Below are 16429 nucleotides of genomic sequence, written 5' to 3' on the forward strand. Positions count from 1 at the left end.
TGTCGTGTATTCGTGGCAGTCTGCACCCGTGCGCGCCGACCGCCTCCTGTCCCTGCTCCTGCTGCTGCGCCACCGCGGGCGGATGTCGGCGGCGGCGCTCGCCCGCGAGCTGGAGTGCTCGACGCGCACGGTGCTGCGCGACGTCGAGGCGCTGTCGGCCGCGGGCGTGCCGGTGTACGCCGAGCGCGGCCGGACCGGCGGGTTCGCGCTGCTGCCCGGCTACTCGACCGACCTCACCGGTCTGACGCACGACGAGGCGCGGGCGCTGCTGGTGGCCGGGTCGCGCGCGCCGTCCCCGGCGCTGGCGTCGGCGATGCGCAAGGTCGTCGCGGCCCTGCCGGACGCCCAGCGCGACACCGCGACCCGTGCGGCCGGCCGGGTGCTGCTCAGCCCCGACCGGATGCTGCGCACCGGCACCGACGCGCCGCCGGTGCTGCGCACGGTGCAGGAGGCGGTGTTCGCCTCGCGGCGGCTGCGCATCCGGTACGCCGCGTCCGGGCAGGAGGCGCGGTCGCGGACCGTCGATCCCGTCGGGCTCGTCGACGCGGGCGGGCAGTGGTACCTGCTCGCCACGCACGACGGCGCCGAGCGCACCTACCGGCTGTCGCGGATGGAGCACGCCGAGGTGCTCGACGAGGCCGCGGCGCCCGTCGGCGACGTCGACCTGGAGGAGCTGTGGGAGCGGCGGCGCTCCGCGTTCCGGGCGTCCCTGCCCCGGTACGCCGTGCGGGTCCGCGTCCGGCCCGACCGCCGCGACGGCCTGCTGCGCACCTCCGCGACGCTCGACGCCGAGCGCGCGGTCGGCGACCGGCTGGAGCTCGACCTGCGCTTCGGCGACCCGGGCCACGCGCTCGTGACGGTCTGGGCGGTGGGGGCCGACGCGGAGGTGCTCGACCCGCCCGAGCTGCGGGCGGCGCTGGCCGAGCGGGCGGCGGCGACGGCGGCGGTCTACGCCGGGACCTGAGCCGGCCTCAGCGCGGCGGGTGCTCCCGGAACAGGTCGCCGGGCTCCCCGGCCGGCGGGTCGGCCGGCCGCTCCGCCGGCCGCTCGACCGTCGCCGCGACGGGTGCCGCGGGGCTGCGGCGGCGCCTGCGGTCGATCACGAGCAGGGCGAGGCCCGCGACGACGCAGACGGCGGCGAGCGCGAACCAGAGTCCCTCCACCCCTCGACAGTGGCAGAGGGCCGCGCCGCGTGCTCCGTCCGGCAGCGATTGCGGCCGTTCGGCCCAGGCGCACCGGGCGTCCGGCCGTGTCCCGTGGTCGGGACGCAGGGGCGGGAACGCCGCAGGGGCGGCACCCCGGTCACGGACGTGACTGCGGGATGCCGCCCCTGCGGGACGTGCGGTGCTACCGGTGGGCGGGACTCAGAAGTCCATGCCGCCCATGCCGCCCATGCCACCGGTGGGGTCGCCACCGGGCGCGGCGTTCTTCTCCGGCTTGTCGGCGATGACCGCCTCGGTGGTGAGGAACAGGGCCGCGATCGAGGCCGCGTTCTGCAGCGCCGAGCGGGTGACCTTGGCGGGGTCGATGATCCCGGCCTTGATCAGGTCCTTGTACTCACCGGTGGCCGCGTCGAGGCCCTCGCCGGCCGGGAGCCCGCGCACCTTCTCCGCGACGACGCCGCCCTCGAGGCCGGCGTTGATGGCGATCTGCTTGAGCGGAGCCTCCAGCGCGACCTTGACGATGTTCGCACCGGTGGCCTCGTCACCGTCGAGACCGAGACCCTCGAACAGGCCCGCACCGGCCTGGATGAGCGCCACGCCGCCACCGGCGACGATGCCCTCCTCGACGGCCGCCTTCGCGTTGCGGACGGCGTCCTCGATGCGGTGCTTGCGCTCCTTGAGCTCGACCTCGGTCGCGGCTCCGGCCTTGATGACCGCAACACCGCCGGCCAGCTTGGCCAGGCGCTCCTGCAGCTTCTCGCGGTCGTAGTCCGAGTCGGTCTTGTCGATCTCGTTGCGGATCTGCGAGACCCGGCCGGCGATCTGGTCGGCGTCGCCGGCCCCGTCGACGATGGTGGTCTCGTCCTTGGACACGACGACCTTGCGGGCGGTGCCCAGGAGCGACAGGTCGGCGTTCTCCAGCTTGAGGCCGACCTTCTCCGAGATGACCTCGCCACCGGTGAGGATGGCGATGTCGGCCAGCATGGCCTCACGGCGGTCGCCGAAGCCCGGCGCCTTGACGGCGACGGACTTGAAGGTGCCGCGGATCTTGTTGACGACGAGCGTGGCCAGGGCCTCGCCCTCGACGTCCTCGGCGATGATCGCGAGCGGCTTGCCGCCCTGCATGACCTTCTCCAGCAGCGGGAGCAGGTCCTTCACGGTCGAGATCTTGGAGGAGACCAGGAGGATGTAGGGGTCCTCCAGCTCGGCCTCCATGCGCTCGGCGTCGGTGACGAAGTAGGGCGAGATGTAGCCCTTGTCGAACCGCATGCCCTCGGTGAGCTCGAGCTCCAGACCGAAGGTCTGGCTCTCCTCGACCGTGATGACGCCTTCCTTGCCGACCTTGTCCATCGCCTCGGCGATGAGCTCGCCGATGGTGGTGTCGGCCGCGGAGATGGACGCCGTGGCGGCGATCTGCTCCTTGGTCTCGACCTCCTTGGCGGTCTTCAGCAGCTGCTGCGAGACGGCCTCGACGGCCTTCTCGATGCCGCGCTTGAGGGCCATCGGGTTGGCGCCGGCGGCGACGTTGCGGAGACCCTCGCGGACGAGCGCCTGCGCCAGCACGGTGGCGGTGGTGGTGCCGTCACCCGCGATGTCGTCGGTCTTCTTCGCAACTTCCTTGACGAGCTCGGCCCCGATCTTCTCCCAGGGGTCCTCGAGCTCGATCTCCTTGGCGATCGACACACCATCGTTGGTGATGGTGGGCGCGCCCCACTTCTTCTCCAGGACGACGTTGCGGCCACGCGGGCCGAGCGTCACCTTGACAGCGTCGGCGAGGGTGTTCATGCCGCGCTCGAGCCCGCGGCGCGCCTCCTCGTCGAAAGCGATCATCTTCGCCATGGGTGTGTAGTCCTCCGAATTGGGATGACCGGGAAAGTCTCGTGTGTCGGGTGGCGCCCGCGACGGACGACCGGCAACCCTGCGCCGATCTCACCGGCCCGACATCTGGCACTCTACCGTGCCGAGTGCCAAGCCCGGTTCTAGCACTCGGGTGCCGCGAGTGCAAGACGGATCGGTGCGGGAGGATGCCCGTCGTGACCGAGCTTGCGAGGGAACCATTGAGTGCAGCACCCCGGGACGCGGCCGTGACGAGCGTCAGCGAGGAGGGGTCGTGACCCGCACCGTGGAGCAGCACCGGGCCGTCGTGGCGGCCCTCGTCCCCGCCCAGCCCGTGGAGGTCGTGCCGCTGGCGCAGGCCCGGGGGCGGGTGCTCGCGGAGGACCTCGTCGCGGGGGTCTCCCTGCCCTCGTTCGTGAACTCGGCGATGGACGGCTACGCCGTGCGGGCCGCCGAGCTCGCCGGTGCGGCGGAGGACGCGCCCGTCGTGCTGCCGGTGGCGACCGACATCCCCGCCGGGCGCACCGACGTGCCCCCGCTCGAGCCCGGCACCGTCGCCCGGATCATGACCGGCGCGCCGCTGCCCGAGGGCGCCGACGCCGTGGTGCCGGTCGAGCGCACCGACGGCGGCACCGAGCGCGTCGCGCTGCGGCACGCGCCGGAGGTCGGCGCGCACGTGCGGGGGATCGGCGAGGACGTCGAGGAGGGGCGGGTCGTCGTCGACGCGGGCACGGTCCTGCAGGCCGCCCAGATCGGCGTCGCCGCCGCCGTCGGGCTGGCCGAGGTGCCGGTGCGCCGCCGCCCCGTCGTCCTCGTGCTCTCCACCGGCTCCGAGCTCGTCGCGCCGGGGACGCCGCTGCGGCCCGGTCAGATCTACGAGTCGAACGGCCCGATGCTCGCCGCGGCCGTCGAGGAGGCCGGCGGGGTGGCGCGGCTGCTGCGGTTCGTGCCCGACGACGTCGAGGAGTTCCTGGAGCGGCTCCGCGAGCAGGTCGAGGGCGTCGACCTCCTCGTCACCTCGGGCGGGGTCAGCGCCGGGGCCTACGAGGTCGTCAAGGACGCGTTCACCGGGCGCGGCGTCGAGTTCGTCAAGGTCGGGATGCAGCCGGGCGGGCCGCAGGGGGCCGGGCGGGTCGACGCGCTCGGCGGCGTCGCGGTCGTGACGCTGCCCGGCAACCCGGTGAGTTCCCAGGTGTCGTTCGAGGTGTTCCTGCGCCCGGCGCTGCGGGCGGCGATGGGGCACCCGCACCCCGAGCGGCCGGTCGTGACCGCCACGCTCGGTGAGCGGTGGACCTCACCGTCGGGGCGCCGGCAGTTCCGTCGGGGCGCCCTCGACGCCGTCCGCGGGACGGTCTCGGAGGTCGGCAACCCGGCCTCGCACCTCCTCGCCGCGCTCGCCAGGGCCGAGTGCCTGGTGTCCGTTCCGGCCGAGGCGACCGAGCTCGAGGAGGGCACTCCGGTCGAGGTGTGGTTGCTCGAGGGGTGACGGTTGCGCTGAATGTGACCGACGTCACAGTCAAGTGGTGCAACATTCGGCGGTCCGGGGACGTCATACCGGTGAGCGTTCGGCCGATCGGTGCACATCGCGGGCTTCCTCTCCCCGTGATCTGGACGATCGATCGCACGCTCAGGGATACTTTTCGCAGGCCCGGGTAACCAGGGCTCATCGCAAAGGACCTACCGCCCGTCGCTGGGGAGCGGACGAGCGGTTCCACGGCCGGGGTCGTCGTCTCGGGGGATGACGGCCCCGGCCCTTTTGCGCCCTGCCGGTCGCGTACCGTAGCCGCCGCCGAGCACCACCCCTCGCCGGAGGAGTCGAGAACGCACCCCATGTCCGATCCCGCCGTCCCGTCCGGCTTCTCCCCGCGCCACGTCGCCGGGCTCGTGCGGGAGGCGATCCCGCCGATGCACCCCGGCGGCCGCCCGATCGTCGCGGCCGTCGCGCTGGCGGCCGGGCTCGTCCGCGCGCTGTCCGGCCGCGGCACCGCCACCGGGCTCCTGGCCACCGCGGCCACCGCGGCGTTCTTCCGCAACCCGCACCGCGTGCCGCCTCCGCGCACCGGGGTCGTGCTCGCCCCCGCCGACGGCACCGTCGCCACCGTGTCCGAGGTGCCGCCCCCGCCCGAGCTGGGCCTGCCGGTCGACGTGCCGGTGCCGCGCGTCAGCGTCTTCCTCTCCGTCCTCGACGTGCACACGCAGCGCGTGCCGCTCGACGGCCGCGTCGTCGCCGTCGAGTACTCGCCGGGCGTGTTCCTCTCCGCCGACCTCGACAAGGCCAGCGAGGACAACGAGCGCAACTCCGTGCTGCTGGAGACCGCCGGCGGGGCGCGCGTCGGCGTCGTCCAGATCGCCGGGCTGCTGGCCCGCCGGATCGTCTGCGACCTGGCGCCCGGCGACGAGGTCGCCGCGGGCGAGACCTTCGGGCTCATCCGCTTCGGCTCGCGCGTCGACACCTACCTCCCGCCCGGCAGCCGCGTGGAGGTGGCGGTCGGGCAGCGGACCGTCGGCGGCGAGACGGTGCTCGCGGCCCTGCCGCCGGTGGGCTGACCCGTGCCCGCCCCCTACCCCGCAGGCGTCCGGCTGCTGCCCAACGCGGTCACGGTCGTCGCCCTGTGCGCGGGGCTGTCGTCGGTCTACTTCGCGCTCGGCGAGCGCTTCGACCTGGCCGTGCTCTCCGTCGGCGTGGCGGCGCTGTGCGACGCCCTCGACGGCCGCCTCGCCCGCCTGCTCGACGCGAGCACCCGCATCGGCGCCGAGCTCGACTCGCTGGCCGACCTCGTCTCGTTCGGCGTCTCGCCCGCCCTCGTCCTCTACGTCTGGCAGCTCGACCAGTGGCAGGTGGGCAGCGAGGGCCGCTTCGGCTGGGTCGTCGCGCTGGTGTTCGCGGTCTGCATGGCGCTGCGGCTGGCGCGGTTCAACACGCTGCTCGACGTCGAGGACCCGTACCCGTTCGCCAAGGAGTTCTTCGTCGGCGTGCCGGCGCCCGCCGCCGCGCTCGTCGCCGGGATCCCGCTGTTCGCCTCGCTGCACTTCGGCGAGGGCTGGTGGTCCGCGCCCGTCGTCGTCGGGGTGTGGGCGCTGGTCGCCGCCGCGCTGATGGTGAGCCGGCTGCCGACGCTGTCGTTCAAGACCGTGCGGGTGGCGCCGCAGCTCATCGCGCCGCTGCTGGTGCTGGTCGGGCTGCTGACCGCGGTGCTGGTCACGGCGCCGTTCCTGACCCTCGTCGGCGTCGGGGTGCTCTACGTCGCCGCGCTGCCCTACGCGGTGCACCGCTACCGCTGGCTGGCCCGGCACCCCGAGGCGTGGGACGTGGGCGGGCGCGAGCGCCGGGCCGTGGCCCGGGCCGCGCGCTCGGCCCGCCGCCTCGGGCTGCGCCCGCCGCTGCGCCGGCGCGTCGCGGGCCGGGCGGGCGAGGTGGCCGGGCGGGCGCGCGGGGCCGTCGCCGGGGCGGTCCGCCGGCTCGGGGACGAGGGGCCGCCGCCGCGGCGCGCCCCCGGCCCCGCGGCCCAGCCGCCCAACCGGCTGCGCCTGGGCCTGCGCCGCGTCCGCCGCCGCTGACCCGTCCCGCGGGGTGGGTAGCGTGGCGCCGTGATCACGCTCGTCGCCCGGCTCGCCGCGTCTGCCGCCGATGCCCGCCGGGGGGTCGTCCGGCTGCACCCGGAGGTCCTCGACGCCCTGGGCCTGCGCTCCTGGGACGCGGTGACGCTCACCGGCGCCCGCGTGACCACCGCGCTGGCCGCCCCCGGTGACGGGCCGCCCGGGCAGGCCACCCTCGACGACGTGACGCTCTCCAACGCCGGCCTGGCCGACGGTGCGGGTGTGGTGGTCGCGGCCGCGGGGGTGGAGCCGGCGCGGCGGGTGCTGCTGACCGGGTCCCGGCTCGCGCGGGCGTCGGTGCCGCCGGAGACGCTGCGGCTGGCGCTGCTCGGCAAGATCGTCACCCCGGGGGACGCCGTGTCGCTGCTCCCGCAGGACCTCGAACCCGCTCCCGGTCTCGACCCCTCCGTCGCCCGCAGGCGCGTCGCCGGGGCGCTGGGCGGGGCCTGGACCACCGAGCTGCTCACGGTGGCCGCCGTCGAGCCGGTGGGGGCCGTGGCGGTGCGTCCGAGCAGCGTCGTCGGCTGGCAGGACGGGCCGAGCACGGCCGACGCGGAGCCGGTGCGCCCCGCCGTCGCCGCCACCACCAGCGCGGCCCCGGCGAGCGCGCCCGTCGCGCGGCCCGCGCCCGCGGCGCCCCCGGAGCCCGTCGTCGCGGTGGAGGACCTGGTCGGCAACACCGAGGCCGCGCGGCGGCTCGCGGAGTGGCTGGAGCTGAGCCTGGACCGGCCCGAGCTGCTGGCGCGGCTCGGCGGGTCGGCGCGCCTGGGCGTGCTCGTCGTCGGGCCCGAGGGCGTGGGCAAGACGACGCTGGTGCGCAGCGTCGCCGCCGCGGTGGGGGCGCGGTGCGTCGAGATCGCCGGGCCGGCCGTCGTCGCCGCCGCGGACGCCTCGCAGCGCGTCCACGACGCCCTGGCCACGGCGCGCACCGCGGCCCGCGCCGGCGGGCGCGTGCTGCTGCTCGTCACCGACGCCGACGCCCTGCTCCCGGCGGCCACCCCGCCGCCGCTGTCGACGCTCGTCCTCGACGCGCTGCGCGAGGCTCTCGCGACGCCCGGGCTGGTGCTGGTGGCCACGACGTCGGCCCCCGAGGCGCTGGACCCCCGGCTGCGCGCGCCCGAGCTCGCCGACCGCGAGCTCGGCCTGGCCCTGCCCGACCTGCGGGTGCGCACCGAGCTGCTGCGCCGGCTGCTGGCCTCCGTACCGCTGGCCGAGGGCGTCGACCTCAAGGCGGTGGCCGAGCGCACCCCCGGGTTCGTGGTGGCCGACCTCGTCGCGCTGCGCCGCGAGGCCGCCGTCCGCGCCGCCCTGCGCGGGGCCGAGGACATCGGGCAGCCCGACCTGCTCGACGCCGTCGGCTCGGTCCGGCCGCTGTCGATGTCGTCGTCGGCGACGCTGCGGACCGGCGGGATCACCCTCGACCAGGTCGGCGACATGGTCGAGGTGAAGCAGGCGCTGACCGAGGCCGTCCTCTGGCCGCTGCAGTACCCCGACTCGTTCGCCCGGCTCGGCGTCGCGCCGCCGCGGGGCGTGCTCGTCTACGGCCCGCCCGGCTGCGGCAAGACGTTCCTGCTGCGGGCGCTCGCGGGCACCGGGCAGCTCAACGTGATCGCGGTGAAGGGCGCGGAGCTGCTGGACAAGTACGTGGGGGAGTCGGAGCGGGCCGTGCGGGAGCTGTTCCGGCGCGCCGCCGACGCCGCGCCCGCCCTGGTCTTCCTCGACGAGGTCGACGCGCTCGCGCCCCGCCGCGGCGGCTCCACCGACTCCGGGGTGGCCGACCGGGTCGTCGCCGCGCTGCTCACCGAGCTCGACGGGGCCGAGCCGCTGCGTGACGTCGTCGTGGTCGGGGCGACGAACCGGCCCGACCTCATCGACCCCGCGCTGCTGCGCCCCGGGCGGCTCGAGCGGCTCGTCTACGTGCCGCCGCCGGACGGGGCCGCGCGCGCCGACATCCTGCGCGCCGCGGGCCGCAACACGCCGTTCGCCGACGACGTCGACCTCGACGCGCTCGGCGCCGAGCTCGACGGCTACTCCGCGGCCGACTGCGCCGCGGTGCTCCGCGAGGCCGCGCTGGCGGCGATGCGGGAGTCGCGCGAGGCGGCCGAGGTGACGGGCGCGCACATCGCCGCGGCCCGGGCCGCGGTGCCGGCGTCGCTCGACCCGGTGCAGCTGGCCGAGCTCGCGGCGTACGCCCAGCGCCGGGGGTAGCGGCGTCAGGGCCGGGGTCAGGCGCCCTGGTAGTCCTTCGTCAGGATGACGATGACGCCCGGGCTCGAGCTCTGGATGCCCTCGAAGCGCTCCTCGACCCGCAGGCCGAACGCGGAGCCCAGGAACTCGGCGGCGTCGCGCTCGGCGGTGCCGGCGCGGTAGTACACGGTCGAGGTGGGGATGAGGCCGTTGTAGCCGCCGGTGTCGGTGACGGTCCAGCCGGCCGCCTCGAAGTCGGCGGCGGCGCGGGCCGCGAGCCCGGGGATCGTGCTGTTGTTGTAGACGCGCAGCGGCATGCGGACGCTCTCGGCGCCGCCGCCACCGCCGCCGACCGCGCTGCCGCCGCCGGCCGCGCCGCCCGCGGCACCGCCCGAGCCGCTGCCGGTGCCCGACCCGCCGCCGGTGCCGCCGGTCCCCGTCCCGCCGGTGCCGCCCGTGCCGCCGCTGCCGTCGCCGGGTGCGGCGATGCCGCCGGTGGGGGTGGGGCCGAAGGAGGGGATCGGGACTCCGCCCGCGCCGTCGCCGGTGCCGTCGCCGTTCGCGTCGCCCGGCTGTCCGGGCACGCCCCCGGGCTGACCGGGCGTGGCCCCGGGCTGACCGGGGGTGGCACCCGGCTCACCGGGCGCGGCGCCGTCGGTGGGGACGACGCCGCCGGGGGGCGTGACGCCGTCGGTCTCGGTGAAGCCGTCGCCCGGGGACGCGGTGACGCTGGTGGAGGGCGCGGCGCTGGAGCTGCCGTCGCCACCGCCGGTGGCGAGCGTGGCCAGGCCGATGATGCCGGCGACGGCCCCCACCCCGAGCAGGGCGAGACCGCCGATCCGCAGGGGCGACGGGCCCCCGGACGGGGCGGGTGCGGTCACGGCGTCCTCCGGAAGTTCGTCAGTGCGGTCGGAGGATCATGGTGTCCCTACCAGGGCTCGATGCCCAGCCGACGCGCCGCACGGGTGCGCTGACGACTCGCACGGAGTCGTCGCAGGCGCTTGACGAGCAGCGGGTCGGCGGCGAGCGCCTCCGGCTTGTCGACGAGCGCGTTGAGGACCTGGTAGTAGCGTGTCGCGGACATGTCGAAGAGTTCGCGGATCGCCTGTTCCTTGGCGCCCGCGTACTTCCACCACTGACCCTCGAAGGCGAGGATCTCGCGCTCCCGGCGGTCCAGGGCACGGGCGGTGCTGCCCGTGGCGGACACCCCACTGGCTTCGGTGGCGGACTCCATCACGCTCCTCGCGGCCTCGCTCAACTGAATGACACGCGTGTCATTCACGGCGGCCATTCAACCACGGGGGACCGACAGGACCGGGGCAGGGACGCGCCACCCGACGGGTGAGGATCGCGGGCGTCGTAGGCTCCCCGACCGTGGCCGTCCGCGCGATCCGCATCATCGGTGATCCCGTCCTGCACACCCCCACGCGCCCCGTCGAGACGTTCGACGACGCGCTGAAGGCGCTGGTGGAGGACATGTTCGAGACGATGGAGGCGGCCGAGGGCGTGGGCCTGGCCGCCAACCAGATCGGCGTCGACCGGCGGGTGTTCGTCTACGACTGCCCGGACGAGGTCACCCGGACGCGCGTGCGCGGCGTCGTGGTGAACCCGGTGCTGGAGACCTCGCCCCGCCCCGAGGGCATGCCCGACCCCGACGAGGACGAGGAGGGCTGCCTCTCGGTGCCCGCCGAGCAGTTCCCGACGGGCCGCGCGGAGTGGGCGAAGGTCACCGGCGTCGACGTCGACGGGGCGCCGGTGGAGGTCGAGGGGCACGGGTTCCTGGCCCGGTGCCTGCAGCACGAGGTCGACCACCTCGACGGCGTGATCTACGTCGACCGCCTCGTCGGGCGCAACGCCCGCGCGGCGAAGAAGGCGCTGCGGCGCGCGGGCTGGGGCCGGCCCGGGCTGTCCTGGGACCCGGCGACGCAGCAGGCCGAGGACGTCTGACCGGTTTCCGACGTACGCTCGGTGCAACGCTGTAAGCATCGAGGTGAGACGTGGACGAGCTCGACTCCTACTCCCGCACGGTCAGCTCCGTGGCCGCCGAGATCACCGGCCGGGTCGCGGCCGTGCGCATCGGCCGTGGCAGCGGCTCCGCCGTGGTCGTCCCCGGTGACGGCGTGCTCGTCACCAACGCGCACGTCGTCGGCGACGCGCGCCGGGGCACCGCCGCCTTCCTGGACGGCACCGAGGTCGAGGTGGTGGTGGTGGGCGCCGACCCGCTGTCCGACCTCGCGGTGCTGCGCGCCGCCCGGCCCGGCGACCTGCCCCCGCCCGTCGTCCTGGGTGACGCCGACGACCTCGTGGTCGGGCAGCTCGTGGTGGCCGTCGGCAACCCGCTGGGGCTGGCCGGGTCGGTCACGGCGGGCGTCGTCAGCGCGCTGGGCCGCGCCCTGCCCACGCGCAGCGCCACGGCCGGGCGCGTCGTCGAGGACGTCATCCAGACCGACGCCGCCCTCAACCCGGGCAACTCCGGCGGCGCGCTCGCCGACTCGCGCGCCCGGGTGGTCGGCATCAACACCGCGGTCGCGGGCGTCGGGCTCGGGCTGGCGGTGCCGGTCAACGCGACCAGCCGCCGGATCCTCGCCGCCCTGCTCGCCGACGGGCGGGTGCGCCGCGCCTACCTCGGCGTCGTCGGGACGCCGGCGCCGGTGCCGGCCGCCGTGGCCGAGCGCTACGGGCGGCGCAGCGGGCTGCGGCTGGCCGAGGTGGTCGGCGGCAGCCCGGCGGCGCGGGCCGGGCTGCGGGCGGGCGACCTCGTGCTCGACGTCGGGCGCCGCCCGGTGCAGGACGCGCAGGGCGTCCAGCGCCAGCTCTTCGACGACGCGATCGGGGTGCCGCTGCCGGTCACGGTGCTGCGCAACGGGGCGATGGTCGACGTGGTGGCGGTGCCGAGCGAGATGCACCCGTGAGTGGATACGAGTGCTGGGGCACTCGTATCCACTCACGGGCGCGTCAGCGCACCAACCCGTGCTCCCACGCCCACACCGCGATCTCCGTCCGGTTCCGGGCGTCGAGCTTGTGCTGGACGTTCGTCAGGTGCGTCTTGACCGTCGACAGCGACACGAACAGCTCCGCGGCGATCTCGGCGTTGGTGCGGCCCCGGGCCACCGCGCGGACGACGTCGAGCTCGCGCGGCGAGAGCGTCCCGTCGTCGACGGGGGCGGGCCGCGCCGGCGCCGTGAAGTGCTCCAGCAGCCGGACCGTCACCGACGGCGAGACGAGCGCGTCGCCCGCCGCGGCCGCCCGGACGGCCTCCACCAGCAGCCGCGGCCCGGCGTCCTTGAGCAGGAAGCCGCACGCGCCGGCGCGCAGCGCGCCGTAGACGTACTCGTCGAGGTCGAACGTCGTGACGACGACGACCCGCGGCGGATCCGGGTCGGCCGTGAGCAGGCGGGTGGCCTCCAGGCCGTCGAGCTGGGGCATCCGGATGTCCATCAGCACGACGTCGGGGCGCAGGGCCCGGGCGCGCGCGACGGCGTCGACCCCGTTGCCGGCCTCGCCGACGACCTCGACGCCGTCCTCGGCGGACAGGATCAGCCGGAAGCCGGTGCGGACCATCTCCTGGTCGTCGGCCAGCAGGACGCGGATCACCGGCCCGCCACCAGCGGGATGCGCGCCGCGACCGACCACAGGCCGGGACCGGTCGGGCCCGCGGTGAGGTCGCCGCCCAGTGCCGTGACGCGCTCGGCCATCCCCACCAGCCCGAAGCCCCGCGGCCCTGGCGCCGGCCCGCCGAGCGGCACCCCGTCGTTGCGCACCGACACGAGCAGCTCCTCCTCCCGCAGCCGCACGTCGACCTCCACGGCCGCGGCCCCCGGCGCGTGCCGGCGGACGTTGGTCAGAGCCTCCTGCACCACGCGGTAGCCGGTGGCGGCGACCCCGGCCGGCAGCACGGCGTGCTCGATGCCGGGATCGCCGCGGAACCGCACGACCCCGCCGCCCGGGTCGAACCGCGACACCAGCGACGGCACGCCGCCCAGCTCCGCCCCGGGCGTCCGCGCGCCCCCGGCGTCCTGGCCGCGCAGCACGCCGACCATCGCGCGCATCGCCGCCATCGCGTCCGTGCCGGCGTGCTCGATCGCGTCGAGGGCGCGGTCGACGTCGTCGGGCGAGCTGCGGGCGACGACCGAGGCGGCCTGCGCGGCCACGATGATCCCGGTGACGTGGTGGGCCACGACGTCGTGCAGGTCGCGCGCCAGCGCCATCCGCTCGCTCGAGCGCACCTCCTCCAGCGACGCCCGGCGGCGGGTCTCGGCGTCGCGCAGCAGCAGCCCGATCCCGACCGCCCCGCCCCAGCCCAGCGCCGAGAGCACGGCGAAGGCCGGGCTCGCCCCGTCGGTCGTGCGGAGCAGCGCCGACCCCACGACGGCGACCGCGGCGACCGCGGTGAGCACCAGCGCGGGCCGCAGCGGGGCGCTGCGCAGCACGGCGACCACGAGGACCGCCATCGCGAGCTGCTCGGCGAACGACATGTCGGTGGAACCCGGCGGGCCCAGCACGAGCACGATCGCCGTCACGGAGATCGAGACGCCGAGCGCGACCGACGCGGCCGTCACGAGGTCGACGCCCGCGCGGCGGCGCTGCAGCACGACCAGCGGGACGACGACCCCGACGGCCAGCGCCACCCGGGACCCGCCCACCACGACGTACACGGCGTCGACGAGCAGCCAGAACAGGTAGCCGAGGACCTCGGCGGTGAGTCCGGGGTGCCGCCGGACCCGGCGCAGCAGGCGGATCACGGGAGCAGCCTAGGTCGGGCGGCACCCCGGCCCCTCGGCCGGAAGTACGAGCAGGTCGCGGACGTCTCGGCCGCGTGACGGAGGTGGCCGGCGGCGGTCGCGGCGCACTGTCACCGGCATGGATGCGATCTCGGCGGTGCTGGCCACCGCGGCGTGGGCGACGGGCCTCGCGGTGCTGCTGGTCATGGCGGCCCTGCCGTGGCTGGAGCGGATGGGGGACCGGCGGTGAGCGTCGTCCTGCGCGGGGCGCGCCTCACCCACCGCTTCGGCGCGACGACGGTGCTCGACGAGGTCGACGTCGTGGTGCACCGCGGCGAGTCGGTGGCCGTGACCGGGCCGTCGGGCTCCGGGAAGTCGACGCTGCTGCACTGCCTGGCCGGCGTCCTGGCGCCGACGGCGGGCGAGGTGTGGCTCGGCCCGGACCGGATCGACGGGTGGTCGGAGTCGCGGCGCACCGCGCTGCGGGGGGCGCGGCTCGGGTTCGTCTTCCAGTTCGGGCAGCTGCTGCCCGAACTGCCCGCCGTCGAGAACGTGGCGCTGCCGCTGCTGCTGGGCGGGGTGCGGCGCGCCGAGGCGGTGGCGCGCGCGGCGGCCTGGTTCGCCCCGCTCGGCCTCGACGGCCTGCAGGAGCGCCGGCCCGGGCAGCTCTCGGGCGGGCAGGAGCAGCGGGTCGCGATCGCGCGGGCGCTCGTCACGTCGCCGGAGGTGGTGTTCGCCGACGAGCCCACCGGTGCGCTCGACACGGCCACCGGCGAGCAGACGATGGGCCTGCTGCGGGACCTGGTGCGCCGGACCGGGGCCGCGCTGGTGGTGGTGACGCACGACGCGGAGGTCGCGGGGCGGTGCGACCGGACGGTGGTGCTGCGCGACGGGCGCGTGGTGGCGCCGACCCCGTTGCAGGAAGGCCACCTCGTGGACGGTTCGTGGCGTGAAGGTGGCCTTGCTGCAGGCCCGGCGGGCCCCCGGTGATCGCCGTCGCGCGCCTGTCCCTGCGGCTGCTGCGCCTGGGCGGTCGCCGGGCCGCGCTCGCCGCCGGGCTCGTCGGGGCGGGGGTGGCCGTCGGCACCGTGCTGCTCTCCCTCGCGCTCGGCGGCATCCACGGCTGGGACGCCCGCGAGGAGCGCACCGGGTGGCGGGCCGACCTGGGTCAGCGCGGGGGCGGCCCGCCCGGCGAGCCGGTGGCGCTGGCCGCGAGCCGGACCGAGCACGCGGCGGGCCGGTCGCTGCAGGTCGTCGACCTCGCCGTCACCGCTCCCGGGACACCGCCGCCGCCGGGCCTGCCGCGGGTGCCCGGCCCCGGGGAGGTCTGGACGTCCCCGGCGCTCGCCGCGCTGCTGCGCGAGCTCCCGCCCGACGCGCTGGCCGACCGCTTCCCCGCCGCGCCCACCGGGCTCGTCACCGACGCCGGGCTCGCGGGCCCCGACGAGCTGGTCGCGGTCGTCGGCGCGGCGGCGGACGACCCCGCCCTGGCCGACGCCGACGCGCTGCCGGGGTTCGCCCCGACCGCCGGCTTCGGCACGATCGAGGTGCACCGCCAGCTCACCTACGTCGCGGCCGCACTGCTGGTGTTCCCCGTGGCGAGCCTGCTCGGCGCCTCGGCCCGGCTCACCGCGGCCCGGCGCACCGAGCGGCTCGCGCTGCTGCGGCTGCTCGGGGCGTCGACGCGGCAGGTGACGGTCGCGGCCGTCACCGAGGTCACGGCCGTCGCGACGGTCGCCGCCGTGCTCGGGGTCGTCCTCTACGCCGCAGCGTCGCCCGCGGTCGCGCGGATCGAGCTCGGCGGCGGGGCCTGGTTCACCGGCGACGTGCTGCCGTCCCCGTCGACGCTGCTCCTCGTGGTCGCCGGGGTGGCGCTGCTGGCGACCGGTGCGGCCGTCGGCGGGATGCGGCAGGTCGTCGTCGGGCCGCTCGGGGTGGTGCGGCGCCAGCGGGCGGGCGGGGCGCGCCTGCTGCGGCTCGCCGGGGCGGCGGCCGGGCTCGTCGCGTTCGCGGTCGTCAACCTCCTGCGCGACGCCGGGCCCGCGAACGTCACCGGCATCGTGTTCGGCGTCGGCGTGCTGATCATGTTCGGGACGGTGGCGCTGCTCGGGCCGCTCGTGGTGCGGCTGCTCGGGAACGGGATGGTCCGCACCGCCCGGTCCGCGCCCGCGCTGCTGGCCGGCCGCCGACTGCTCGACGACCCGAAGGCCGCGTTCCGCCCCCTCGCGGGGCTGGTCCTCGCGGTCTTCGTCGCCGGCTTCCTGGCCCCGCTGACCTCCGCGCTGTCCGAGGGCGGGGGCGATGACACCGCGCTGCGGGTGCCGTCGGCGTCCGCAGCGGCCGTCGCTGACCGGCTCACGGCCGCCGGGCTCGTCGCGGCGGTGGAGCCCGACGGCGACGACGTGCTCGTCACGCCCGCGGACGACCGCGACCGCGTCCGCACCGCGCTGGCCCCGCTCGTGCCGGGGGAGGCGGTCGCGACGGCGCGGGAGGCGTCGGCGACGGAGGCGGTGTTCGTCGGCGACCTGCGTCGCGGCACGCTCGTGGTGCTCGCCGGCACCTTCCTGCTCGCGGCGACGGCCACCGGCACCGCGGCGGCCGCCCGGATCCTCGACCAGCGCCGCGCCCTGCGCCTGCTGCGCCTGGCGGGCACGCCGCTCGGGGTCCTCGACGCGGCCCGCCGGGCGGCGACCGTGCGCCCGCTGCTCGTGCTCGGCGGGATCGGGCTGGCCGCCGGGCTGCTGTGCGCGTCTCCGTTCGCGGCGGCCGTCGACGCGCTCGCCCCGAGCGGGCTGCTGCTGCTCGGGGGCGTGGTCGTGGTGGGGGTGCTGCTGGTGGTGGCCGCGTCGGCGGCGAGCCGGCCGCTGCTGCGGTCGGTGACGACGGGGGCGGCGCGGGAGGACTGATCCGCGCCGCCCCGGTCCC

The 16429-nt window shown here is 76.6% G+C and carries 15 protein-coding genes; 9 read left to right on the top strand and 6 right to left on the bottom strand.

Annotation, left to right across the window (positions count from 1 at the left end; all coding sequences use genetic code 11):
• Window positions 1-28: 28 nt before the first annotated feature.
• The gene (locus HOP40_RS10635) at window positions 29-964 is read left to right on the top strand and encodes a helix-turn-helix transcriptional regulator (RefSeq protein ID WP_172157202.1); all 936 of its coding nucleotides are present in this window, start codon (window positions 29-31) and stop codon (window positions 962-964) included.
• 7 nt (window positions 965-971) lie between these two features.
• Here the strand turns inward: HOP40_RS10635 and HOP40_RS10640 are convergent, their stop codons facing one another.
• Together HOP40_RS10640 and groL are read right to left on the bottom strand one after the other, a co-directional pair.
• Entirely contained in the window at window positions 972-1163 is a 192-nt protein-coding gene (locus tag HOP40_RS10640; RefSeq protein WP_172157204.1) for a hypothetical protein, read from the bottom strand.
• 201 nt (window positions 1164-1364) lie between these two features.
• Entirely contained in the window at window positions 1365-3002 is a 1638-nt protein-coding gene (gene groL, locus HOP40_RS10645) for a chaperonin GroEL (protein WP_172157206.1), read from the bottom strand.
• Between the two features lie 271 nt (window positions 3003-3273).
• On the opposite strand from groL, the gene moeA reads away from it, so the two are divergent.
• The 4 genes from moeA to HOP40_RS10665 all read left to right on the top strand — a co-directional run bounded on the left by moeA (window position 3274) and on the right by HOP40_RS10665 (window position 8804).
• Entirely contained in the window at window positions 3274-4485 is a 1212-nt protein-coding gene (gene moeA / locus HOP40_RS10650; protein WP_172157208.1) for a molybdopterin molybdotransferase MoeA, read from the top strand.
• 344 nt (window positions 4486-4829) lie between these two features.
• A complete protein-coding gene (locus HOP40_RS10655; protein WP_172157210.1) occupies window positions 4830-5546 on the top strand; it encodes a phosphatidylserine decarboxylase in 717 nt (238 codons plus the stop codon).
• 3 nt (window positions 5547-5549) lie between these two features.
• On the top strand, window positions 5550-6557 hold the full coding sequence (locus tag HOP40_RS10660; protein WP_172157212.1) for a CDP-alcohol phosphatidyltransferase family protein: 1008 nt from the start codon (window positions 5550-5552) through the stop codon (window positions 6555-6557).
• A 30-nt stretch (window positions 6558-6587) separates the two neighbouring features.
• A complete protein-coding gene (locus tag HOP40_RS10665) occupies window positions 6588-8804 on the top strand; it encodes an AAA family ATPase (protein ID WP_172157214.1) in 2217 nt (738 codons plus the stop codon).
• 17 nt (window positions 8805-8821) lie between these two features.
• Here the strand turns inward: HOP40_RS10665 and HOP40_RS36380 are convergent, their stop codons facing one another.
• A complete protein-coding gene (locus tag HOP40_RS36380) occupies window positions 8822-9664 on the bottom strand; it encodes a LytR C-terminal domain-containing protein (RefSeq protein ID WP_172157216.1) in 843 nt (280 codons plus the stop codon).
• Between the two features lie 47 nt (window positions 9665-9711).
• Window positions 9712-10017, bottom strand: a complete 306-nt coding sequence (locus HOP40_RS10675) for a DUF3263 domain-containing protein (RefSeq protein ID WP_172157218.1) — start codon at window positions 10015-10017, stop codon at window positions 9712-9714.
• 140 nt (window positions 10018-10157) lie between these two features.
• Between HOP40_RS10675 and HOP40_RS10680 the strand changes: the two genes are divergently transcribed.
• Entirely contained in the window at window positions 10158-10730 is a 573-nt protein-coding gene (locus HOP40_RS10680; RefSeq protein ID WP_172157220.1) for a peptide deformylase, read from the top strand.
• Between the two features lie 50 nt (window positions 10731-10780).
• Window positions 10781-11695: a S1C family serine protease gene (locus tag HOP40_RS10685; protein ID WP_172157222.1), complete on the top strand. Its 915-nt coding sequence runs from the start codon at window positions 10781-10783 to the stop codon at window positions 11693-11695.
• A 43-nt stretch (window positions 11696-11738) separates the two neighbouring features.
• On the opposite strand, the gene HOP40_RS10690 is transcribed toward HOP40_RS10685, so the two are convergent.
• Window positions 11739-12377 (bottom strand): response regulator, encoded by a 639-nt coding sequence (locus HOP40_RS10690; protein WP_172157224.1) that lies wholly within the window; start codon window positions 12375-12377, stop codon window positions 11739-11741.
• Window positions 12374-13525, bottom strand: coding sequence for a sensor histidine kinase (locus HOP40_RS10695; RefSeq protein WP_172157226.1), 1152 nt, complete (start codon window positions 13523-13525; stop codon window positions 12374-12376). The genes HOP40_RS10690 and HOP40_RS10695 overlap by 4 nt, the downstream gene beginning before the upstream one ends.
• Window positions 13526-13750: 225 nt before the next feature.
• Between HOP40_RS10695 and HOP40_RS10700 the strand changes: the two genes are divergently transcribed.
• Together HOP40_RS10700 and HOP40_RS10705 are read left to right on the top strand one after the other, a co-directional pair.
• Window positions 13751-14494 carry an ABC transporter ATP-binding protein gene (locus HOP40_RS10700; protein WP_172157228.1) on the top strand — a complete coding sequence of 248 codons (744 nt, stop codon included), beginning with the start codon at window positions 13751-13753 and terminating at the stop codon, window positions 14492-14494.
• Window positions 14491-16410, top strand: a complete 1920-nt coding sequence (locus HOP40_RS10705; RefSeq protein WP_172157230.1) for an FtsX-like permease family protein — start codon at window positions 14491-14493, stop codon at window positions 16408-16410. The genes HOP40_RS10700 and HOP40_RS10705 overlap by 4 nt, the downstream gene beginning before the upstream one ends.
• Window positions 16411-16429 lie beyond the last annotated feature (19 nt).

This window comes from Pseudonocardia broussonetiae, from assembly GCF_013155125.1.
Lineage (GTDB): Bacteria > Actinomycetota > Actinomycetes > Mycobacteriales > Pseudonocardiaceae > Pseudonocardia > Pseudonocardia broussonetiae.